This is a genomic window from Ciceribacter thiooxidans, assembly GCF_014126615.1.
Taxonomy (GTDB): domain Bacteria; phylum Pseudomonadota; class Alphaproteobacteria; order Rhizobiales; family Rhizobiaceae; genus Allorhizobium; species Allorhizobium thiooxidans.
Genome location: NZ_CP059897.1, coordinates 1,037,241 through 1,059,472 on the forward strand (window position 1 = coordinate 1,037,241; position 22,232 = coordinate 1,059,472).

A 22,232-nucleotide genomic window follows, 5' to 3' on the forward strand; every position below is an offset into this window, starting at 1 on the left:
TAGACGGGTCACCGGTGGCAGCGATCCGGCAAGATCATCGCTTCGCTGAGGTATCGATCTTTTCGGCAAGCCAGATCTTGATCAGTGACTGATACGGCACGTCACGCTTGCCAGCGGCGATCTTGATCTGATCCAGCAGAGAGTTGGGCAGACGCAGCGAGATCGACGTGGATGACGGCTTCAGGTTCGGCAGACGGACCTTCGCCGCCTTGCTCCAGTCGATATGATCGGCGGAGTCGTGATGCTCCCAATACGTCCGCTCCTCGGCTTCGGTACTGAAGTGCGGCACGGGCTCAGGCTTCCTGCTCATAATAGCTCCGCTCCTTTCGGCTCATGTCGCGGGCGGAAATCACCCGGATTCTCGTTTCTTCTGCCCGCAGCGTGAAGGTGATATGGAGCAACCTTCCGTCATCGGCGTGGCCGAGCGCGTGAATTCGCTGCTCGTCCAGACTGTGCCTGGGATCTGGGACCATCAGCAGAGGTTCGTTGAAAAACACCTGCTCCGCTTCGTTCGGGCTGACGTCGTGCTTGTCGGCATTCTTACGGGCATTTCCCTCGTCCCACTCGAACCCGATGATCCGTTCCCAATCAATCATCGATGTATATTGTCATAATATACGCTCAATTCAAGGCCGGAGTCGAAGGCACGAAGAGGAGGTGCTCAGCGCCACTCGTGCAGTTTCTCGCCCTTGAGCGGCCGTGTGGTGGTGAGCGGCAGGCTGCCTCCGGCGCGGTCTGCATAGGCCATGGCGTCGGTCTCGTCGTTGAAGCCGATGAAGACCATCGACAGCGCCAGAGACTTCGGCGCGCCTTTCTTGCGACAGGAGAGTTTCACCGCGCAATGCGGATAGGCCTCGTCCAGCACTGCGCCTTCGGGCAGGGCATCGGCGAGCGCGAGATGCGCGCCCAGCCCGAGGAAGCGGTCGATCGCGGCATAGGCGGTCGCTTCCGGCAGCTGCTGGTTTTCCGTCGCCTTCGGCGCTCGACCCCAGAACAGGCTGTCGACCACGCCCTTTTCCCGCTTCGTCTTGACGACGACCAGTCCGCCGGCGGCGACAAGCTCCAGGTGGGCATCCCATGTCTGGAAGCGCTCCGGCGCCTGATGCAGTTCGTCCAGCAGGGGGCGGAGTGAGGCGGTGAGGTCGAGATAAAGGGCAGGGGGCATGACGAGGTCTCGGGGCGGGCGCGGATGGGGAGTGTTTCTCGGGCGTCTCGTAGCACGGCGGGGTCGGGGTGGATATGGGGGGAGGGAGTAAAGCGATCAATCAATCGCTGGCGTCGCGTCCGATGCCGCCTCGTCCTATTCAGCGGTTCACCTCGAATGCTGGGGGCGCCAGCAGATGGTTGCGGTGGACGGTACGGCGTCATGCGCAGGATGCGAAACAATATCCCCGCCCATCCGTATCTACTGCTGTGAGCCATGCAAAGCGGAGGGACAGACGTGTTCAGACACACCGAGACCCGCGTGAGCGGCAGGACAATTCATGCCGTGGAGGCCGGGGCCGAGACCGACGTTTCCGTCGTGCTTCTTCACGGCTGGCCGCAAAGCTGGGCGGCCTGGCGTCGCGTTATGGCACTTGCGTGCGACAGAATTCACGTGATTGCGGTCGATCTTCCGGGGGTCGGGGGATCGCTGTTCGAAACACCGTTTCGGGGGAGTGGCGACATCGCCGCGACCTTGCACAGTTTCGTGCGCAGTAGAGAACTGCAGTCCGTCGTGGTCGTCGGGCACGACGTAGGCGGGCAGATCGCTTATCGCTGTGCGCGCGACTGGTCGAGCGACGTTGCCGCCGCCGTCATCATGAACGTCGCTGTTCCCGGCATTCCTCCCTGGGAGGAGATCTGGAGGAATCCGGCGATCTGGCATTTCGCCTTCCATGCCGTACCCGACCTTCCGGAAGCGTTGGTCAGGCAACGCGAACGTCGATATTTCGACTATTTCTACGACACGATTGCACGCCATCCGGCGAGGATAACGGCGCGAGCGCGTGCCGAGTACGCTCGCGCCTATCGCGTGCCGGGTGCACTCAGGACGGGCTTTGACTGGTACCGCTCTTTCGGTCGGGATGCCGAGGAGAATGCCGCCGCAGCGCAGTCGGGAAGTCTGGTCGACGTTCCGCTTCTATACATGAGAGGCAAGGACGAACACGGCGCAATCGAGGACTATCTGAGTGGCTTTCGACGCGCAGGATTTCGAGACGTTCGTGGCGCAGTCATAGACGATTGTGGGCATTTTTCGCCCGAGGAACAACCCGAAGCCGTCTGGTGGGAGCTGACGCGTTTTCTCGCCATCCCGGAAGGTCCAGCACGCAGGTTCCAGGATGACGTCGCCTCAGGTTCGTCCTGATGATTGTCGTCTTAGGCCTTGGCTGTTTCGGCGAAGCTTCCACCAAAACGAGAGGCCCGCGGGATCATTCCCGCGGGCCTCAATTCTCAAGCCCTAGCCCGGCTCAGAACTCCACGGCCCTATCACCATCCTCGTCCTGAATCCGCGTCGGCAGGCCGATCTTGTTCAGGAGGTTGATGAACGGCTTCGGCGGCAGTTCTTCGACGTTCGCCATCTGCTTCACATCCCATTCGCCGGTGGCGACGAGCATGGCTGCTGCGACGGGCGGGACGCCTGCCGTGTAGCTGATGCCCTGGCTGCCCACTTCGTTAAAGGCTTCCTTGTGGTCGGCGACGTTGTAGAGGAAGACGGTCTTTTCCTTGCCGTCCTTGAAGCCCTTCACATAGTCGCCGATGCAGGTCTTGCCTTCGTAGTTGGGGGCAAGCGAGGCCGGGTCCGGCAGGCAGGCCTTGACGACCTTGAGCGGCACGACTTCGGAACCGTCGGCGAGCTTCACCGGCTGCTCCGAGAGGAGGCCGATCGACTTCAGCACGGTGAAGACGTTGATGTAGTGGTCGCCGAAGCCCATCCAGAAGCGCACGTCGGCGCCGTCCATGTTCTTCGCCAGCGAGTGCACTTCGTCATGGCCGCAGAGATAGGCGCGGCGGGTGCCGACGACCGGCAGGTCGTAGTCCTTGCCGATCTCGAACATTTTGTTGACCTTCCATTCGCCGCCCTGCCAGGAATAGACGACGCCGGTGAACTCGCGGAAGTTGATTTCCGGGTCGAAGTTGGTGGCGAAGTACTTGCCGTGGCTGCCGGCATTGATGTCGACGATGTCGATGTCGGTCACCTTGTCGAGATATTCGTCTTTGGCAAGCCGCGCATAGGCGTTGACGACACCCGGGTCGAAGCCGGCGCCGAGGATGGCGGTGATGCCCTTTTCCTTGCACTCGTCGGCGCGCTTCCACTCGTAGTTCCCGTACCACGGCGGCGTCTCGCAGATCTTGTTCGGCTCTTCGTGGATCGCGGTGTCGATATAGGCGACGCCGGTGTCCATGCAGGCGCGCAGCACCGACATGTTGAGGAACGCCGTGCCGACATTGATGACGATCTCGGACTTGGTCGACTTGATGAGCGCCTTGGTGGCCTCGATGTCGAGTGCGTCGAGCGCATGGGCTTCGAGCGCGCCGGGCTCTTTCATCGCCTTCTTTTCGTGAACCGAGGCGATGATCGCGTCGCACTTCGCCTTCGTGCGCGAGGCGATGTGGATGTCGCCGAGCACGTCGTTGTTCTGCGCGCATTTGTGCGCCACGACCTGTGCGACGCCACCGGCGCCGACGATGAGTACATTCTTTCTCATGATGGGGACCAACTCCTTATGTCCAATCGTCAGAGGCCGTCCTGATCCTGGTCAGGAGAGGCTTTGTTCGTAATCCGCATAGGAAAATTCGCGGACCGTTCTGATGCTGCCATCCAGTTCCCGGATGGCGATTGCCGGCATTTTCACGCCGTTAAACCAGTTTTTCTTGACCATCGTGTACCCGGCTGCGTCCTGGATCGAAATCCGGTCTCCGACCTTCAGTTCGTCCGGAAAATCGAACTCGCCGAAGATATCGCCGGCGAGGCACGACTTGCCGCAGACCATGTACCGATGTGGTCCCTGGTTGGGGGAGACCTTCGCGCTTTCACGGTAGATCAGCAGATCCAGCATGTGTGCTTCGATGGACGAATCCACCACGACAAGGTCCTTGCCGTTGTAAAGCTTGTCGAGCACGGTGACTTCGAGCGTGGTCGATTTGGTGATCGAGGCTTCGCCGGGTTCCAGATAGACCTGGACGCCGTAGGCGCCGGCAAATCGCTTCAGCCGTTCGGCGAAACGGTCGATCGGGTAGTCCTCGCCGGTGAAATGGATGCCGCCACCCAGACTCACCCATTCGGCCTTCTTGAGCAGCGGGCCGAACTTCTCCTCGATGTCGCCGAGCATCTTGTCGAAGAGGCCGAAATCCTTGTTCTCGCAGTTGTTGTGGATCATGAAGCCGGAGATGAGGTCCATGACCGGCTCGACCTGGGCGAGGTCCCATTCTCCGAGGCGGGAGAAGGGACGGGCAGGGTCGGCGAGATCGAAGGAGGAAGAGGAAACACCGGGATTGAGGCGAAGGCCGCGGATGATACCGGCCGATTGCTTTTCGAAACGCTGCAACTGGCCGATCGTGTTGAAGATGATCTTGTCGGCGTGGCTGACGACTTCGTCGATCTCGTAATCGGCATAGGCGACCGAATAGGCATGCGTCTCCTTGCCGAAGCGCTCGTGGCCGAGGCGGACTTCGTTCAGTGAGGACGAGGTGGTGCCGTCCATATAGTCCCGCATGAAGTCGAAGACGCCCCAGGTCGCGAAGCACTTGAGCGCCAGCAGAGCCTTCGCACCGGATTTCTCGCGCAGATACGCAATCTTCTCCATGTTGCGGAGGAGCTTCGTCTTGTCGATCAGGTAGTACGGGGTCTGGATCAAGGTTTGCCACGCCTCTCTGGTGAAAACGGATGCGGCTTTTCGAAACCGCATTCCCACCGAGGCCGTCCTGGCGCCCGAGGGGAAGTCAATCCACCGCGCTAGCGGGGGTCCTAGGGAATTTGGGGCGAATAGGCAACCCGAGTCAGGCACATCAGGCTTTTTTGGAGCGATCCGAAGATGGTTCACCGTGACGACGACTGGCGGTGCCGTCACGGTGAACCGCAGGCGGGGACATTCCGATCTCTCGAAACGCAGCCTCGCCCGCAAAGGCGAGGGAGACCTATCGCAGGGTCTTGCCGCTCTGAGCATCGAAAAGATGCAGCTTGTCCGTCCGCGGGGAAACGACAATCGATTGTCCAGGGCCGAAGTCGTAGCGTTCCGTCAGGACCGAGACGAGTTCGCTGCCGCCGTAGCGCAGGAACACCATGGTCTCGTGTCCGGTCGGTTCCGTCACGACGATCGTCGATTTGAGACCAGCGTCGCCGAGCGACAGGTGTTCCGGCCGGACGCCGAGCTGAACTGCCTGACCGTCGTTGGCTTTCGGCGAAAATCCAAGGGCGATCTCGTCACCCGTCTCGGTGACGAACAGATTGCCGTCGGCCTTGTAGGTGCCCTGGATGAGATTCATCGAGGGCGAGCCGATGAAGGTTGCGACGAATGTGTTGTTGGGCCGGTCGTAAAGCTCGAGCGGCGAACCGATCTGCTCGACGTTGCCACCCTGCATGACGACGATCTTGTCGGCCATCGTCATCGCCTCGACCTGGTCGTGGGTGACGTAGATGGTCGTCGTCTTCAAGCGTTGGTGCAGCTCCTTGATTTCCTTGCGCATCTGAACGCGCAGCTTAGCATCGAGGTTCGACAGGGGCTCGTCGAACAGGAAGACCTGCGGCGAGCGGACGATGGCGCGGCCCATCGCCACGCGCTGACGTTGACCGCCGGAGAGCTGGCGCGGATATCGGTCGAGATAGGGGACGAGGTCCAGCGTTTCGGCGGCGGTCTGCAAGCGCTGCTTGATGAGATCGGCAGGTTGCTTTTGCAGGCGAAGTGCAAAGACCATGTTTTCAGCGACGGTCTTGTGCGGGTAGAGCGCATAGCTCTGAAACACCATCGCAATGTCGCGGTCCTTCGGCGGCAGATTGTTGACCGCCTTTCCGCCGATCGAGATCGTGCCGCTGGTAATGCCCTCGAGCCCCGCGACCATGCGCAGGAGCGTCGACTTCCCGCATCCGGACGGGCCGACGAGTACGACGAATTCTCCGTCGGCTATGTCGACATCTATGCCGTGAAGCACGTTGAGGGCGCCATAGACTTTCCGAACGCCGGATATGTTCACTTCCGCCATTTTTCTCCTCCTGCCGGACATCTGGCCCGACGGGCACGATGTTCGGCGCTCCATTTCTGCCGAAAGGCCGAGCGTGAATGCGCGCGGGACTCCTCTCCGCATCGCCGCCCGATAGCCTTCGGCACCTCCTCCATGAAACGTTTCATTTCCTGTTGACATTTCCCTCCGGGAGTCTGATGTTCGACATCGAGGCTGAGAGGAGCGGCTTCACCCGAAATATGAAACGTTTCATTTCTTGCTTAGCAGATACTTCTGTCCGTGGCTAGCGGCAAAAGGCGGCCCTGCAAGAACCCCCTCATCGACGGGGCGAGACGTCTAACGGATATGTGGAGGAGAACACACAAATGAAAGTCGAAATCTATGATGCGCTGATGAAGCGCCAGGCCAGCCGTCGCGACGTTTTGCGCGGCACGGCCAGTGCGGCCGCCCTGCTCGGCGTCTCGAGCGTGATGGGCGGCATCCCCGGTATGGCTTTCGCGGCAGACGATCTGCGCGCGCAGCTCTTGCAGATCCCCGGCGTCGGCAAGGGTTCGCCGACGGATGCGGACTGGCAGAAGGTAGGTGAGCTCTGCCTCGGCCCGACCAAGGCGAATGTTGCGGAGGGCGAATTCGCCGGGGTCGAACTGACCTTCATGGGCCTCAACAACCAGAACCTTCACAACTTCCTGTTCCGCGGCTTCCTGAAACCCTGGGAAGCCTATACGGGTGCGAAGATCAACTGGATCGACCTCGCGCAGGCCGATTACAACGCTCGCCTGCAGCAGTCCATCGCGACCGGCACCGTCGATTTCGACATCATGGAAATGGGTGCGCCGTTCGAAGGCGATACGGCAGGCCGCGGTCTCCTGGACGAAATGCCGGATTGGGTTGCCGCACAGATTGAGGCCGACGACCTCGTCGGCTATCTGAAGCCGCCGGTCGGTACCTGGGATGGCAAGACTTATCGCGTCACCATCGACGGCGACTGCCACACCTTCGCTTACCGCAAGGACTATTTCGGCGAGGGTTCAATCAGCGGCATGGCAAATCCGCCGAAGACCTGGCAGGAGGTCAATGCCGCCACAAAGGCGCTCGTTGGAAAGACCGATCCGCTGACTGGGCTGCCCGCCTACGGTTATCTCGACCCGCTGAAGGGCTGGGGCGGTTTCGGCTTCTACTTCATCGAGAACCGCGCGACGGCTTACGCGAAATATCCGGGCGATCCGGCCTGGCTGTTCGATCCGGAAGACATGAAGCCGCTCGTCAATAATCCAGCGTGGGTGCAGGCCATCCAGGACGTGATGGACCTGATCGCCGCCAATGTCTATCCGGCCGACCAGATCAACGCCGATCCGGGCACGACCGCCTTCTCGCAGTTCCTCGCAGGCACCGGCTCCATGCTGATGTGGTGGGGTGATGTCGGCTCCAGCGCCCGTACCTCCGACACGTCCGTCGTCGGCGACGTCGTCGGCTTCGGTATCAATCGTGGTTCCGACCGCGTTTACAACCGCAAGACCGGTGCGTGGGAAGACAAGTACAACGAAGCGCCGAACATGGCTTATCTCGGCTGGGGCATTTACGTCACCAAACAGGTCACTGGTGACGAAAAGAAGCGCAAGGCGGCGTGGTCTGCCGCAGCCCACCTCGGTGGCAAGGACATCTCGCTTTGGACCTCGGCCTATCCGTCGGGCTTCCAGCCCTACCGTCAGTCCCACTTCAACTATGACGAATGGGCGGCTGCCGGTTACGACCGGGCCTATGTCGAGGATTACCTCGGCTCCAACGCGGACAGCTACAACCACCCGAATGCAGCGATCGAGCCGCGTATTCCCGGCATCTTCCAGTACTACTCCGTCGCCGAGGACGAACTGGCTAAGGGCTTTGCCGGCCAATACAAGTCGGCCCAGGAGACTGCGGATGCGATTGCCGCTGCCTGGGAAAAGATCACCGACCAGATCGGACGTGAAAGCCAGTTGAAGCTCTACCGGGCGAGCCTCGGGCTTTGATCGATTGAACCTGCAGGCCGGCGGAAGTCTATCCGCCGGCCTGCATTCGTCGGAACGAGGAAATCGATGTCTATGGTCGACGGCGATCTGCTGCACACGGTGGAGACGGACTCCATTTCGCAAGGCCGGAAGTTCTGGGGCAAGGCAGCTCTGTGGTTGAGTGTCTTCTGGCTTCTCACATCCTTCTGTCTGCAAGCCGCGCATGATCTCGGCTGGACGAGCCTGGGCTTCGAGAACTGGCGCCCGGTTCTCTATGCGTATTTCATCTGGGCGGGCGTTCTCTGTGTCACCCGAGTGGTGATTTATGGCGAGGCCGGCAAGAAGGCACTGTTCGTGCTGCCCGCGGCACTCTTCGTGATCTCCATGGTGGTGTTCCCGCTTCTTTTTGCAGTTTGGATCGGCTTTTCCGACTGGAACCTCGCCTCGCCGACGGGACGGCGCTTCAACGGGCTCGATAATCTGCGGCGTCTGGTGTCCGATCCATTCTACATCAACGCCCTCGTCAACATGATCTACTACTGCCTTGCAATCGTGGTGGAATATGCCATCGCGTTCGGGCTGGCGCTGCTGCTCAACCAGAACATCGTCGCGCGAAAGTTCTGGCGAGTTACGTTTCTGGTGCCACTGATGCTGTCGCCGGTTGCGGTGAGCTGGATGGTCGGCAAGTCCATGCTCGAAACCCGCTTCGGTCCCATCGCCCGCTTTGCCCGCTGGCTCGGTTGGGAAAACCCGTCCTTCTTCGGGGATCCCCTGACAGCCAGGCTCTCGATCATGATCATGGACGCCTGGACCTTCATACCGTTCATGATGGTCATGCTGCTCGCCGGGCTGCAGGCTCTGCCGAAAGAGGTCCTGGAGGCCGCGGAAGTGGACGGCGCGACGAAATGGCAGCGCTTCTGGAAGGTGGTCTTTCCGCTGATGCTGCCAGTTTCGGTCACCGCCGTCATGATCCGCATTATCTTCAAGCTGAAGCTCGCCGACATCGTCATTACGGTTACAAGCGGGGGACCGGGTGGAGCGACCGATTCCGTGACGAGCTTCATCTATCGCGAATACCGCGATCGTTCGAATGTCGGTTACGGCACCCTGCTGGCGCTCGCCTATCTGGTGATCATCGTGTTTGGGATGACGCTCCTGATGAAGATTGCCGACCGTATCGTGCAACGTATGACGGGAAGGCTATGATGATTTCTGTTGACCTCGACAAATTCGATCGCCGGCAGCGGATGCGCTGGTGGGCCATGCGCTTCGTCGTCTACGGCCTCCTTACAATCTGGGCAGTCATCTGCATCGCCCCGGTATTCTGGACGGTTACCACGTCGTTGAAGATTGCGGCCGACGTGATGCGCGGCCATCTCGTACCGCTCCTCGATTTTCAGCCGTCATGGCTTGGCTGGCGTTCGCTCGGGCTTTCTCCCGACACGATCTTCGAAACGTCCACGGTGCGCGCCGAATTCATGCGCCGCTTCTGGAACAGCGTGATCATATCTGGCGCCTCGTCAACGCTGGCGGTTTTCCTCGGGACACTTGCAGCATACGGCCTCAGCCGGTTCAGCTACAGGTTCGGTTACATGCGGAACTCCGACATCTCCTTCTTCTTCCTGTCGCAGCTCATCATGCCACCCGTCGTGCTCGCGCTGCCGTTCCTCGTCCTCTACAAGCAGCTCGCTCTTCTCGATACCTATGTCGGCATGATCGCGGTTTACACGCTCATGGTCCTGCCGATCGTGGTCTGGATCATGCGCGACCAGTTCGCCACCATACCGGTGGAGCTCGAAGAGGCCGCGCTTGTCGATGGTCTTTCGATCTGGGGTGCCTTCTCGCGCATCATCGTGCCGCTGGTGCTGCCGGGGATGATCGCCGCCTTCATCCTGGCGCTGATCCTGTGCTGGAACGAGTATTTCTTCGCCGCCCTGCTGACGTCCACCAACACCAACACGCTACCGGTGATGATCGCCAGTCAGACCGGCAGCCAGGGCATCAACTGGTGGTCGATGGCGGCCCTTTCCACGGCCGGCATCCTTCCTCTGGTTTTCGTCGGCGTCCTGCTTGAAAAGCACATCATCGCGGGTATGACTGCCGGGGCCGTCAAGTAGAAGCGGGAGCTGGCATGCGAAAGACGCCCACGGTCAAGGATGTAGCTGTCGAGGCAGGCGTTTCCGTGGGTACGGTCTCGCGTGTGATCGCAGGGGAGGAGGCGGTAAGGCCGGTCTACAGGGAGAAGGTCAACGCGGCGATCGCGAAACTGGGCTACCGCCCCAACGTGACCGCGCGTGCCCTGCGGACCAGCAAGACTGACGTGATCGGTCTCGTCGTACCGGACATCACCAACCCGTTCTTTGCACAGCTCGCTGCGAGCGTTGAGCGTGCCGCGCTCGAAGCCGGTCATATGGTGATGCTGGCGAGCTCTCATGAGGATCTGGAGGCAGAACAGAGCCACATCCTGGCATTCCTCGACCGTTCCGTGCGCGGGATCATCGTCGTCGCAAGCAACGGCAATTCGCACCTGGAGATCAATGCGCCGGTTCCGATCATATCGCTCGACCGCCGCTTCGGTTCGTACCCGCTGGTCTCGACTGACCATGCGCAGGCCGCATCCCTGGTCGTCGACCACCTTTACGAGCTGGGGCATCGGCGGATCGCCTATATTGCCGGTCCGCCTGAAACCGAGGCCGGGCGAATGCGCCAGAAAGGCTTCGTGACGCGGGTGCAGCAACTGAGCGAGGCCGGCGAAACGATCGAACTGGAAATCGTCACCGGGCGGTTCGACTACGAATCCGGCGAGAGAGCAGCGCGCGCGCTGCTGGCGCGAGAGCCGGGCGACCGGCCGACGGCAATAGCAGCCGCCAGCGACCAGCAGGCTATTGGTGCCCTGCGCGCTGCCCGAGACTTCAAGGTCGACGTGCCGGACCAACTGTCGGTGACCGGGTTCGACGACATCACACTGGCCAAGCTTGTCGTGCCGCGCCTGACGACGGTTCGTCAGCCGACCGATCGGTTGGCTGCGCGCGCCGTCGAGCGTCTCCTGGATCAGAAGTCACCGGACGAGGATGAAATGGTCGAGGGCTCGCTGATTGTTCGCAGATCGACGGGGCCCGTGCCGGGAAGAGGGTCAAGCCTCGCCTGAGGCACGACCTTGAGCATGAAGAAGACCAGATAGCTGCCTGAAAAAAGGGGACGAAGGACATGTTGAAAGGCATCAGGGCCGAACTGAACGGCGCCATTCTCGAAGCACTGAGCACCATGGGGCACGGCGACCACCTGGTGGTCGCGGATGCGAATTTCCCCTCCGATGCGATTGCCAGGCAAACCCGCATCGGCAAGCTCCTGACGATGGACAACATTCCCGCACCGCGTGCGATTGACGCGATCCTGTCGGTCTTTCCGCTGGACACGCCGGTTCAGCCGTCGGTCGGCCGCATGGAAGTGATGGGCAAGCCCGACGAGATCCCCGGGGTTCAGGCGGAGGTACAGGCCATCGTCGATCGCGTGGAAGGCCGCCCATCGCCGATGTACGGTGTCGAGAGGATGGCCTTTTACGAGGTGGCGAAGAAGGCCTACTGCGTGATCGCCACCGGCGAACTTCGATTCTACGGATGTTTCCTGCTGACGAAGGGCGTCATCCCGGCTGAGGACATCGTCAGATGAGTGCGCGCCGCGGCATCGTCATTCTCGGAATCTTCGCCGCCGACACTGCCTATAAGGCAAAGCGCTTGCCGCGGATCGCCGAAACGATCATGGGATCCGGCTTTGCACTCGGTCCCGGCGGAAAGGGGTCCAACCAGTCGATCGCTGCCGCCAAGGCCGGCGGGGAGGTGACCTTCATCTCGCGGGTCGGCAAGGATCCGTTCGGCGAGATGGCGCTCTCGGCCTACAAGGCGGCCGGCGTCAAGGCCAATGTCATTCAGATGGACGAGGTGCCGACGGGGGCAGCCTTCATCTTCGTCAACGAGGAGAATGGTGACAACGCCATCATCGTCGCTGCTGGGGCTGCAGGTCTGATCGGAGTGGAGGACGTCGATGCCAACCGGCAAGATATCGAGAATGCGGCGATCTTCATGACTCAGCTCGAACAACCGATCGAAGCGGCCATCTATGGCCTTTCGATCGCGAGGGCGGCTGGTGTGACGACCATTCTCAATCCCGCGCCTGCCCGGTCTCTCCCCGATGAAATCTACGCCTTATGTGATTTCTTTGCGCCGAACGAGGTCGAAGCGGCCGAGATCGTCGGGCATCCCGTCGAGACGGACGAACAGGCTCGCGCCGCAGGCGATCTGCTGCTCCGGAAAGGCGTTGGCGCGGCGATCATCACTCTCGGTGCCCGTGGCGCGCTCTATCACACGGCCGGAAGGAGCGAGTTCGTTCCAGCCTTTTCCGCCGGCAAGGTGATCGATACGACCGGCGCGGGGGATGCTTTCCTTGGCGGGTTCGCAACCGCGCTTTCGGAAGGCCGGAATCCTGTGGAGGCGGTGCGCTTAGGCTGCGCAACGGCGGCGATCGCCGTGACGCGGCCGGGTACGGCCCCGGCCATGCCGATGCGCGCCGAGATCGACGCCCTTCTTTCGAACGCCTAGACGAACACCCTCACCGACATGCGTGCGCCGCGCCGACGCTTGAGCAAGCGATCGGCGCGGCGCTCTCTCGGGAGCTTCGCGAAAGGTCAGGCGGTCAGCGCGGCCTGCTTGATCCGCTTCTTCGCGCGGTACGACAGGTACCAGGGAAGGATGGCGACGGCTGCGGCCATGAACCAGAGAACGATCGAGATCGTGCTCTGGAAGAGGATCGACGGATCACCGCCGCTGATGGCCAATGCGTTTCGGAGGTTCACCTCCATCACGCGGCCGAGCACGAAGCCGAGGATGAGCGGCGCCATGTCGAAGCCGGCCTTGCGGAGTAGCCAGCCGATAATGCCGATGCCGAGCATCAGGTAGATCGAGAAGATCGAGGCGTGGGTCGAATAGACGCCGATGATCGACAGCACCAGGATGCCGGGAACGAGCAGCCAGTTGGGAATAGTCAGCACGCGGGCGAAGATGTTGACGAGCGGCAGGTTGAGAGCGAGCAGGATGAAGTTGCCGACGAAGAGCGAGGCGACGAGACCACCAACGATCTCCGGACGCTCGGCAAGCAGCATCGGACCGGGCTGGATGTTGTAGAGCATCAGTGCACCGAGCATGACGGCGGTCGTACCCGAGCCGGGTACGCCGAGGGTGAGCATCGGTACGAAGGCGCCGCACGCGGTCGCATTGTTTGCTGCTTCCGGCGCCGCAAGCCCGCGAACGTCGCCCTTGCCGAAGGTGCCTTCGGTGTCGGAAATGCGCTTCGCGGTGGTATAGGAGACGGCGCTCGAGACCGAGGCGCCGGTCCCCGGCAGAACGCCGACGACGAAGCCGATCAGCGCACTTCTGAGTGTCGTGCCGCTGCATTTGACGATGTCGGCCCAGCGGGCGGTCATCCGGCCGAGATCGCGGATCATGGTGAAGCCGCGGCCCTGGTGTTCCAGGATGATGAGTGCCTCGGAAATCGAGAAGAGCCCGATCACCAGCACGACGAATTCGATGCCGTCGCCGAGTTCAGGCTCGTCGAAGGTAAAGCGGTAGGCGCCGGACGTCGCGTCGATGCCGACGGTTGCGAGCATCAGACCGAGAGTGCAGCCGATCAGGGTCTTGACCGGCTGGTCGCCGACCATGGAGCCGAGGGTTGCGAAGGCAAAGACCATCAGCACGAAATATTCGGCCGGGCCGAAGCCGATCGTGAGCCCGGCAAGCAGCGGCGCGAAGAGGGCGAGTCCGATCGAGCCGAGGATACCGCCGACGAAGGAAGAGAGACCGGAAAGTGCCAGCGCCTCGCCGGCGCGGCCCTGTCTCGCCATCGGGTAGCCGTCCATCGCCGTCATGACGGCGCCGGCATCGCCGGGTACGTTGAGGAGGATCGAGGAGATGCGTCCGCCATATTCAGCGCCGCAATAGACGGATGCGAGGAGGATCATCGTGCTCTCGGGCGGCAGGCCCATCGTATAGGCGATCGGCAGCAGGAGCGCGATGCCGTTGATCGGTCCGATCGCCGGAAGTGCGCCGACCATTGTGCCGATGAAGCAACCGGCAAAGCCGATCAGCAGGTTCTGCCAGGTCAGCGCGACGGCGAAGCCTTGGGCGAGATATTCGAAATTCATGACTAAGACCTTTCCCGGTTAGGGGAGACGTGTTCGGTTGTGCCGTCGGCTCAGCTAAAGAGCGCGCCGACCGGCAAATAGACCTCGAGCAACCAGTCGAAGACCACCCACCACAGCGCGGCGTGACCGGCTGCTCCGATCAGGGCCTTGAGCGGCGGAGCGCCGAAAATCAGGCCGGTCCCGAAGGTGAGCAGGAAGATCGACGCGGCAAAGCCTGCAGGTTCGAAGACGGCAACGCTGGCGACCAGCACGACCGGCACGGCCAGCACTCGCAGAAGCAGTGTCCCCGTCGGGAAGCCTTCGGCGCTTCCCGGCGAACGCAGATAAAAGAGCGCAAGCACGCCAAGGACGCCGGCGAGCATCAGCGGCACGGCCCGCGGCCCCAGCGGATCGGACGAGAAGGAATAGTCGATGCGGCTGGCGCCGATGCCGTAGGCAACGGCGAAGGCGAGCACGCAGATCGCACCGATGCGGCCGGTGAGGAGGGATGTTCTGCTATGGTCTGACATGGTCTGGTCTCCACCCTTCGAAAGGGAAATCCTGGCACGAGCGGTCAGCATAGGCAGGCGACGGCTCTGTCGTGCGGCACGGGCGGGATCTCAGGGTCGCGGGCATGGCGAGCACGAGGCTCCTGCGGCGACCCGGAAGCGGCCCGGAAACGACCTTCCGGGATTGCTCCCGGAAGGTCTCGTCGTGCGGGTTCAGGCGGCAATTACATGCCGGCTTCCTTGGCGAGGATCTTGAACTTGGCGACGTCGTCCTTGACGCGCTTGTCGAAATCCTTGCCGAGCAGCGTGAACTCGAACAGGCCGCGGGATTCGCGCTCCTTGGCAAATTCCGGCGTCTTGCTCATCTTTTCGAAGGTGGAGACCCACCAGTCGTAATCGGCGTCGGAAACGTCCTTGCCGACATAGTAGCCGCGCCAGACCGGCCAGTCGATATCGAAGCCCTGTTCGCGAGCGGTCGGGACGCCGGAGAGCTCGCCCGACAGGCGTTCCGGCGCCATGACGGCGAGGATGCGGACCTTGCCGGCCAGATGATGCTTGCCCATCTCGGCGGCGTCGCCCGAGCCGACCTTGACGTGGCCGCCTTCGAGTGCGGTCAGCACAGCGCCACCGCCTTCCAGTGCGACGTAGCGCATGGCCTTCGGATCCTGGCCGGCAGCCTTCGCGAGCAGCGAGCCCTTCATCCAGTCCTGCGAGCCGACGGCACCACCGCCGCCGATGGCGAAGCTGTTGGGATCGGCCTTGTAGGCTTCGACGAGTTCGCCGAGCGTCTTGTACGGGGAGTCTGCCGAGACGACGAGTACGCCGTAGTCCGCACCCAGCGCGCCGAGCCAGCGGACGGCGTTTTCATCATACTTACCGAACTTGCCCTGTGCGATCAGAAGCGCCGAGCCGGAGGATGCGGCGGTGATCAGGTTGCCGTCGCTCCCGCGCTTGCCGATCACGTGGTTGTAGGCAACCGCACCGACGCCACCTTCCATATAGGTCACGGCCATCGGCGTGGAGATCTGCTTTGTTTCGAGCAGTGCATTGGCGGCGAGCCGGCAGGTGAGGTCGAAGCCGCCGCCGGGCTTGGCACCGGCAAGGCATTCCGGCTTTGCCGGTTCGGCGAAGGCGGCCGTGCCGGCGGCGAGCGTCACCAGTGCGGCTCCCGCCAGAGTCTTGGTCAGAAAACGGATCATCATCTCTCTCCCATGTGATCTTCAGCGCCCGGCGATCCCGTTTTCTTCTCGGGGCCGCCTCGCGCGGTTCGTCTTGCGGCGCGTCCCTCGTCGCGTGAAGAAGGTGCCATGATCGGGGAAGAGAAACCGTATGCCTTCGGTCGTCCGCCTACGGGACGTCGTTGCGACGAGGCCCGGCCTCGGCTCGCATTCGGCAGTCGTTTTTCGGAGTGCTCCTCCCCATACCTGCCCGGCACTCTCTCCCGGATCAGGCGATCCTGTTTTAAGACGCAAACCTGTCACAATGCTGTCACGGGTATTAATGAGCCTCAGGCATACCCCGGCCCAAGCGCGCGCTTGATCGGCGGGGCCATCCGTGCCACGGTCAGCCATGCGCATTCTGCTGGTGGAAGATACTCACGATGTCGGTGAAGCGATCATCCGTCGTTTCGAAACGATCGGGCATACGGTCGACTGGGAGACGGACGGTCGTGCGGCCTCCGACATCCTCGATTTCACCGAATACGATCTCGTCATTCTCGACGTGATGCTGCCGGGCCTCGACGGATTCGAGATTTTGAAGCGGTTGCGCCACAGTCGCAACGCGGTCCCCGTCCTGGTGCTGACCGCCCGTTCCGAGATCGACGACCGGGTGAGTGCGTTGGACCTCGGCGCCGACGACTATCTCGTCAAGCCCTTCGATTTCCGCGAGCTCGAGGCCCGCGCCCGCGTGCTGATGCGTCGGCGTAGCGGCGGCGAGGCGACCAACATCATCGCCTGCGGCGACATCGTGCTCGACCGCGCCAACAGGAGCGTGCGCGTCGGCAAGCGGGAAGTGCAGCTGAAGCGTCGGGAAATGACGCTGCTGGAGATCCTGGCGACGCGCCCCGGCCGGGTGTTCAGCAAGGACCAGCTTCTCGACCAGCTCTTCGGTTTCGAGGAGCCGGCTGGCCCGAACGCTATCGAGCTTTACGTCGGACGGCTGCGCAAGAAGCTCGAAGGTGCTCAGGCGCGGATCGTCACGGTCCGCGGCCTCGGCTATCAACTGGTCGCCGATGTACAGGCCTGAATCGTCACTCTTCTCCCGTCTTCTCCTGCGTGTCGCAATCGTCCTGGCGGTCGGCGCCGCCATCCTGATGAGCGCAGCCTGGCTCTATGTGCGGACTGCCGCAGACGAGGCCTATGACCGTCTCCTTCAGGGCGCCGCCCTGCAGATGCTCGAAGGCCTGACGGTCGAGGACGGCAAACTCGTCGTCAACCTGCCTTCGTCGGCCTTCGAATTGCTCGGGCTCGCCGGCCGCGACCGCATTTTCTACCGGGTGATCGACCCTGCCGGAGAGACGATGACCGGCTACGAGGACCTGACGCCGGAGGTCGATCTTTCGCGCGCAAGGCCGGGTCCGATCCTGCTCAACATGCACTATCGCGGCGAGCCTCTGCGGGTCATCGTCGCCGGAAAGGCGATCTCGGACCCATCCACCTCCGGCTGGGCTCATGTCGTGATCGGACAGACGACGCAGGCGCGGCAGGTACTCGCCTCAGAGCTCTCCACCCGGGCGCTGGCACTCGTCGCAGCCATGAGTGCGCTTGCTCTCGCCGGCACAGCGTTGGCGATCCGCTATTCGCTGCGGCCGGTTTCCGCCCTCGGCGAGACACTCGTCGCGCGCGATCCGCAGGACCTGACGCCGCTCACCGTCGATGTGCCGCGTGAACTCTCGCCTTTCGTCTCGTCGATCAATCATTTCATGCGACGGCTCGATGAGCGCGTGAAGCTGCTCCAGCGGTTCATCGCCGACAGCGCCCACCAAATCCGTACGCCGCTCACAGCACTTTCGGCGCAGGTCAGCCTGATCGATGAGAATAGCCTGCCAGACAGCGATCGGCGGCATCTGGAGCGGGTCCGCAACCGCGCCGGCGAACTCGCCCGCTTCACCAATCAACTGCTGAACCATGCAATGGTCATCCATCGCTTCGATTCTGCCCAGCTCGTGCCGCTCGACCTGACGCGGGTCGCCCGCAAGGCCTTCCGGGCCGCCATACCAATCACCATAGATCCCGACATTGTCGTCTCCTTCGAGGCCCCGGACGAGGATGTCGTCGTGCTCGGCGACGAACTCAGCCTGCGGGAAGCGATCGTCAACGTGATCGACAACTCGCTACGCCACGGTACGGTCTCGCGGCTCGAGGTGCGGGTGGTCCACACACCGGAATTCGGACTGGTCGAGGTCGAGGACGACGGCCCCGGCATTCCGGAGGCGGACTGGGGCCAGGTGACCAGACGGTTCGTGACATCGAAATCGGGCGAGGGGAGTGCCGGCCTCGGCTTTGCCATCTCCTCGGAGGTGGCGGCAGCCCTCGGCGGCGAACTGACGTTCCGTTCAAGGAATGAGGAGCACGGCTTCACCGTGGTGTTGAAATTGCCGCTGCGCGGCCAGGGGAAGCCATGAACCGTTTCGCTGCCGCTGTCGTCCTCTTCTTCGCCGGACTCTGGTCTGCGCCGGTCCTTGCGATCGAGGGCGAACGCGCAGTTTTTCCTGCTCCTTCAGGAGAAAACGCGAAGCTCGTTATCCATGGCGCGACCGACCTCAACGCCATCCGTCCGCTGATCCTCGACTTTCAGGAAACCATGCCGAACGTCACGGTCGAGTTCACCGATTACGTGACCAACGATCTTTTCCGCGAGGCGGAAGAAGCCTGCCGCGAGGGTCGAGTCCACGGAGATCTCTGGCTTTCATCGTCGGTCGACCAGCTCGTCAAGCTTGCCAATGACGGTTGTGCCCGGCCGCACCGCTCCTTCGTCACGGCGCAGGTGCCCGACTGGGCGAACTGGCGGGAGGAGGTTTACGGTTTCACCTTCGAGCCCGCCGTCATCGTGTACGACAGTTCGCGCGTGCCGCCGGAGGATGTGCCGCACACCCATGAGGAACTCTCCGAACTTCTGCGGCGGAAGCCGGATGTCTACCGCGGGCGCATCGGGACGTATGACGTGCAGGCCTCGGGCATCGGCTATTTGCTTGCCTTCAACGATGCGCGCCAGGCGCCGACCGTCTACGGCCGACTTCTGGAGAGCTTCAGTCGTGCAGAAGCCGTCACCCGCTGCTGCAACAACGAAGTGCTCGGCGAGATCGCGAGCGGCAATCTTCGCATCGCGTACAATATCCTGGGCTCTTATGCTTATGCAGCTTATCTGCAGAACCCGAATTTGAAGATCGTCGTGCCGCGCGACTACACGCTGGTGCTGTCGCGCGGCGTGCTGATTCCGGAGAAATCCGGACGGCCGGACCTGGCGGCCCGGTTCCTCGACTACCTGCTGTCCGGCCGGGGCCAACGCGTCGCCCGCGAGAAGGCTTTCTTCTTTTCCGAGCGGGCACCGCTGCCTACCGGTGTGGATGGTCCGCCGGCGCTGATGGACTCAGGCATTGGTCGGCCGATCCGCATCGGACCTGCCCTGCTCGCCGCCCAGGACAAGGCGCAGCGCGAACGCTTCATCGCCGGCTGGATGGACCTCTTCGCACGGCCGGTGCGCTGAGCGGAGCTGTAGCGGAAAAATGCCGGCGGTTACGCCGGCATTATCAGTCTGTGACGTTTGAAGATCGCCCTTTCCGTCGTCACGCCGGCCGTTCGGTGGCGCTCGGCCGCCATTTGATCAGATGCTTCTCGGCGACATCCAGAATGCTGTCGATGATCAGGACGAAAAGGGCAAGGATCACGATGCCAGCGAAGACGCCGACCGCATCGAAATTGCCTTCCGCCTGAGCGATAAGATAACCGAGCCCGGCGGAGGAGCCGAGATACTCGCCGATGATCGCGCCGACGACGGCGAAGCCGACCGAGGTGCGCAGCGACGACAGGATCCAGCTCGCTGCGGCCGGGAAGTAGACGTGGCGAAGCAGGTCCGAGCGCCTGGCGCCGAGAATGCGGGCGTTGGACAGCACCACCGGGTTGACTTCGCGAACGCCCTGCATGGCGTTGAAGAACGTAACGAAGAACACCAGCGTCACGGCGAGCGCCACCTTGGACCAGAGGCCGAGGCCGAGCCACAGCACGAAGATGGGCGCCAGAACGACGCGGGGGATCGCGTTCAGGCCTTTGATGAAAGGGTCGAGGATGCGCGCCGCCGAGCGGCTGAGGCCGAGCCAGACACCCGCAGCCACGCCGAGTGCTGTCCCGACAAGGTAGCCGAGCACCGTCTCCGTCAGCGTGATGACGACGTGATTGTAGAAACTGCTGTCCATGACCCAGGACACCACCTGATTGAAGATGTCGAGGGGCGCCGGGAAGAAGAAGGGGTCGATGAAACCAGTTGTGACGCCGGCCTGCCAGCCTCCGACAATGACCACCAGCAGTACGATCTGGACGAGGCGTTCAGTCATGGCGTTCATAGCTTTTCTCCACTTCGCCGCGGAGCGACGACCAGATGTTGCGGTAGAGATCCATGAAGCGTGGATCGAGCTTGATTTCGGCGACGTCACGCGGACGCTCGAGATCGACGGGGAAGCTGTCGATCACACGCGAGCGCGGTCCGGCCGCAAGGACGACCACCCGATCCCCGAGCGCGATCGCTTCTTCGAGGTCGTGCGTGATCATCACCACGGCGCGTCGTTCTTCCTGCCACAGACGCAGGAGTTCGTTCTGCATCAGGTGGCGGGTGTGAATATCCAGCGCCGAGAAGGGCTCGTCCATCAGGATGACCTTGGGGCCGGTGATCAGCGCCTGTGCCATCTGCACGCGCTTGCGCTGCCCGCCGGAGAGCTGATGCGGATAGCGGTGTTCGAACCCTTTCAGTCCGACCTTCGCCAGCCATTTCATCGACTGCTCGCGTCGCTCCGCAGTGCCCACGCCTTTGAACATCGGCCCGAGTTCGACGTTCTCTAGCGCCGTCTTCCACGGAAGCAGCGCATCCTGCTGGAACAGGTAGCCGATGTCGTTCTGAACCCCGCGCACCGGCTGGCCGTCGATCGAGACGGTGCCGCTCGACGGTTTCAGCAGCCCGGCGATCGCGTTCAGGATCGTGCTCTTGCCGCAACCGGTGGGTCCGACGATGGCGAGAAACTCGCCGTCGGCGACGCGGAGGTTCACATCCTGCACCGCCACATAGGCGCCGAAGGACATGGTGACGGAGTCGATGGAAACCATCGACTTCGCCTGCCGCGGACTGTCCGCCGGGGGTGTTGTCTTCACTACGGCCAATGCCATGACCTCCTCCTGTCAGTTGGCGGCGACGTTGCCGACCTTGTCGACGAACTCGTTCGTGTAGGTCTTCGTCAGGTCGATTTCGGCGGCTGCGACCTTCTCGTTGAAACTCTTCAGGACGGCCAGCGGCGTCTTGATGTCTTCGGCGCTGATACGACCGTCCTTCGAGAAGATGGCCTTCGCGTTCTCGACCGCCTTGATGTAGGTGTCGCGGTCGCCGGAGATGAATTCCTTCGGCAGCTTGTCGACGATCTCTTCCGCTGAGTGGCTGTTCATCCATGCGAGCGCCTTGACCGTCGCGTTGGCGACCTTCTGGACAGTCTCGGGATTCTCGTCGATGTAGCTCTGCGTGGCGTAGAGAACGGAGGTCGGGTAGATGCCGCCGTAGATCGCCTTGGCGCCATCGTCGCTGCGACCGTCGATCAGGATCTTGCCGACGCCCTTGGCCTCGATGAAGGTCGCCGCAGGGTCATAGTTGACCAGCAGATCGACCTTGCCCTGTTCGAGTGCGGCGACCGCCGCCGAGCCGGAGCCGACGCCGATCAGCGAGACGTCGTTGGCCGACAGGCCGTTGCGCTGGAGATAATAGCGAACGAAGAAGTCCGACGACGAGCCCGGTGAGGTGATGCCGATCTTTGCACCCTTGATCGTCTCCGGCTTGCCCGGATCGAATGCGCTGCCCTTGCCGCCGGCGAGTACCAGCCCGGAGTTGCGGGCAAGCTGCACGAAGGCGACGACGGACTTCTTCTGCGACTGCATCTGTATCGTATGATCATAGAAGCCGACGGCAATGTCCGTCGATCCGGCGACGAGTGCCTGGAGCGTCTTTGAACCGCCCGATGCGAAGTTCTCCACCGTCACCTCGAGGCCCTCCTTCTCGTAAAGGCCAAGGCCCTGCGCGACGGGGAAGGGCAGGTTGTTGAGATTGTAGGAGCCGACGCTGATCCGGACGGGATCCGCGAGAGCCGAGCCGGCAAGGGCGACGCTGGCGGCGAGCGCGAGCATGAGCTTGTTCATTTCATTCTCCTCCTGTTTG

General features: G+C 62.3%; 22 protein-coding genes. 10 read left to right on the forward strand and 12 right to left on the reverse strand.

The window, feature by feature from the left end:
- Positions 1–34: 34 nt before the first annotated feature.
- The 3 genes from H4I97_RS22830 to H4I97_RS22840 all read right to left on the reverse strand — a co-directional run bounded on the left by H4I97_RS22830 (position 35) and on the right by H4I97_RS22840 (position 1,165).
- Entirely contained in the window at positions 35–310 is a 276-nt protein-coding gene (locus H4I97_RS22830; RefSeq protein WP_182307981.1) for a BrnA antitoxin family protein, read from the reverse strand.
- Positions 294–596, reverse strand: a complete 303-nt coding sequence (locus tag H4I97_RS22835; RefSeq protein ID WP_182307982.1) for a BrnT family toxin — start codon at positions 594–596, stop codon at positions 294–296. The genes H4I97_RS22830 and H4I97_RS22835 overlap by 17 nt, the downstream gene beginning before the upstream one ends.
- Positions 597–661: 65 nt before the next feature.
- Complete coding sequence (locus H4I97_RS22840; RefSeq protein ID WP_182307983.1) at positions 662–1,165, reverse strand: hypothetical protein; 504 nt, start codon at positions 1,163–1,165, stop codon at positions 662–664.
- A 276-nt stretch (positions 1,166–1,441) separates the two neighbouring features.
- On the opposite strand from H4I97_RS22840, the gene H4I97_RS22845 reads away from it, so the two are divergent.
- Positions 1,442–2,347: an alpha/beta fold hydrolase gene (locus H4I97_RS22845; protein ID WP_182307984.1), complete on the forward strand. Its 906-nt coding sequence runs from the start codon at positions 1,442–1,444 to the stop codon at positions 2,345–2,347.
- A gap of 103 nt (positions 2,348–2,450) precedes the next feature.
- On the opposite strand, the gene H4I97_RS22850 is transcribed toward H4I97_RS22845, so the two are convergent.
- From H4I97_RS22850 to H4I97_RS22860, 3 genes are all read right to left on the reverse strand, one after another.
- On the reverse strand, positions 2,451–3,689 hold the full coding sequence (locus H4I97_RS22850) for a saccharopine dehydrogenase family protein (RefSeq protein WP_182307985.1): 1,239 nt from the start codon (positions 3,687–3,689) through the stop codon (positions 2,451–2,453).
- Between the two features lie 51 nt (positions 3,690–3,740).
- Complete coding sequence (locus tag H4I97_RS22855; protein WP_182307986.1) at positions 3,741–4,838, reverse strand: carboxynorspermidine decarboxylase; 1,098 nt, start codon at positions 4,836–4,838, stop codon at positions 3,741–3,743.
- Positions 4,839–5,118: 280 nt separating this feature from the next.
- Positions 5,119–6,180 (reverse strand): ABC transporter ATP-binding protein, encoded by a 1,062-nt coding sequence (locus tag H4I97_RS22860; RefSeq protein WP_182307987.1) that lies wholly within the window; start codon positions 6,178–6,180, stop codon positions 5,119–5,121.
- A gap of 344 nt (positions 6,181–6,524) precedes the next feature.
- Between H4I97_RS22860 and H4I97_RS22865 the strand changes: the two genes are divergently transcribed.
- The 6 genes from H4I97_RS22865 to rbsK all read left to right on the forward strand — a co-directional run bounded on the left by H4I97_RS22865 (position 6,525) and on the right by rbsK (position 12,739).
- Positions 6,525–8,165, forward strand: coding sequence for an extracellular solute-binding protein (locus H4I97_RS22865; RefSeq protein WP_182307988.1), 1,641 nt, complete (start codon positions 6,525–6,527; stop codon positions 8,163–8,165).
- 66 nt (positions 8,166–8,231) lie between these two features.
- Entirely contained in the window at positions 8,232–9,350 is a 1,119-nt protein-coding gene (locus H4I97_RS22870; protein ID WP_182307989.1) for a carbohydrate ABC transporter permease, read from the forward strand.
- Positions 9,350–10,261 carry a carbohydrate ABC transporter permease gene (locus tag H4I97_RS22875; RefSeq protein WP_182309047.1) on the forward strand — a complete coding sequence of 304 codons (912 nt, stop codon included), beginning with the start codon at positions 9,350–9,352 and terminating at the stop codon, positions 10,259–10,261. The genes H4I97_RS22870 and H4I97_RS22875 overlap by 1 nt, the downstream gene beginning before the upstream one ends.
- Before the next feature lie 14 nt (positions 10,262–10,275).
- Entirely contained in the window at positions 10,276–11,292 is a 1,017-nt protein-coding gene (locus tag H4I97_RS22880; protein WP_182307990.1) for a LacI family DNA-binding transcriptional regulator, read from the forward strand.
- A gap of 59 nt (positions 11,293–11,351) precedes the next feature.
- The gene (locus tag H4I97_RS22885) at positions 11,352–11,813 is read left to right on the forward strand and encodes an RbsD/FucU family protein (protein WP_182307991.1); all 462 of its coding nucleotides are present in this window, start codon (positions 11,352–11,354) and stop codon (positions 11,811–11,813) included.
- A complete protein-coding gene (gene rbsK, locus H4I97_RS22890) occupies positions 11,810–12,739 on the forward strand; it encodes a ribokinase (protein ID WP_182307992.1) in 930 nt (309 codons plus the stop codon). The genes H4I97_RS22885 and rbsK overlap by 4 nt, the downstream gene beginning before the upstream one ends.
- Before the next feature lie 86 nt (positions 12,740–12,825).
- Here rbsK and H4I97_RS22895 read toward each other — a convergent pair whose 3' ends face one another.
- The 3 genes from H4I97_RS22895 to H4I97_RS22905 form a co-directional block, all read right to left on the reverse strand.
- Complete coding sequence (locus tag H4I97_RS22895; RefSeq protein WP_182307993.1) at positions 12,826–14,337, reverse strand: tripartite tricarboxylate transporter permease; 1,512 nt, start codon at positions 14,335–14,337, stop codon at positions 12,826–12,828.
- 50 nt (positions 14,338–14,387) lie between these two features.
- Entirely contained in the window at positions 14,388–14,846 is a 459-nt protein-coding gene (locus H4I97_RS22900) for a tripartite tricarboxylate transporter TctB family protein (protein WP_182307994.1), read from the reverse strand.
- Between the two features lie 203 nt (positions 14,847–15,049).
- Positions 15,050–16,024 (reverse strand): Bug family tripartite tricarboxylate transporter substrate binding protein, encoded by a 975-nt coding sequence (locus H4I97_RS22905; RefSeq protein ID WP_378143624.1) that lies wholly within the window; start codon positions 16,022–16,024, stop codon positions 15,050–15,052.
- Positions 16,025–16,394: 370 nt separating this feature from the next.
- On the opposite strand from H4I97_RS22905, the gene H4I97_RS22910 reads away from it, so the two are divergent.
- From H4I97_RS22910 to H4I97_RS22920, 3 genes are read left to right on the forward strand one after another with little or no spacing between them, the layout of a single operon-like run.
- Entirely contained in the window at positions 16,395–17,072 is a 678-nt protein-coding gene (locus H4I97_RS22910) for a response regulator transcription factor (RefSeq protein ID WP_182309048.1), read from the forward strand.
- Positions 17,059–18,450, forward strand: coding sequence for a sensor histidine kinase (locus H4I97_RS22915; protein ID WP_182307996.1), 1,392 nt, complete (start codon positions 17,059–17,061; stop codon positions 18,448–18,450). Before H4I97_RS22910 ends, H4I97_RS22915 begins: the two co-directional genes overlap by 14 nt.
- Positions 18,447–19,532 (forward strand): ABC transporter substrate-binding protein, encoded by a 1,086-nt coding sequence (locus H4I97_RS22920; protein ID WP_182307997.1) that lies wholly within the window; start codon positions 18,447–18,449, stop codon positions 19,530–19,532. The genes H4I97_RS22915 and H4I97_RS22920 overlap by 4 nt, the downstream gene beginning before the upstream one ends.
- Before the next feature lie 79 nt (positions 19,533–19,611).
- Here H4I97_RS22920 and H4I97_RS22925 read toward each other — a convergent pair whose 3' ends face one another.
- The 3 genes from H4I97_RS22925 to H4I97_RS22935 are packed head-to-tail and all read right to left on the reverse strand — an operon-like array spanning position 19,612 to position 22,213.
- Positions 19,612–20,385, reverse strand: coding sequence for an ABC transporter permease (locus H4I97_RS22925; protein ID WP_182307998.1), 774 nt, complete (start codon positions 20,383–20,385; stop codon positions 19,612–19,614).
- A complete protein-coding gene (locus H4I97_RS22930) occupies positions 20,369–21,199 on the reverse strand; it encodes an ABC transporter ATP-binding protein (RefSeq protein ID WP_148157021.1) in 831 nt (276 codons plus the stop codon). The genes H4I97_RS22925 and H4I97_RS22930 overlap by 17 nt, the downstream gene beginning before the upstream one ends.
- Positions 21,200–21,211: 12 nt before the next feature.
- The gene (locus tag H4I97_RS22935; protein WP_182307999.1) at positions 21,212–22,213 is read right to left on the reverse strand and encodes an ABC transporter substrate-binding protein; all 1,002 of its coding nucleotides are present in this window, start codon (positions 22,211–22,213) and stop codon (positions 21,212–21,214) included.
- Positions 22,214–22,232 lie beyond the last annotated feature (19 nt).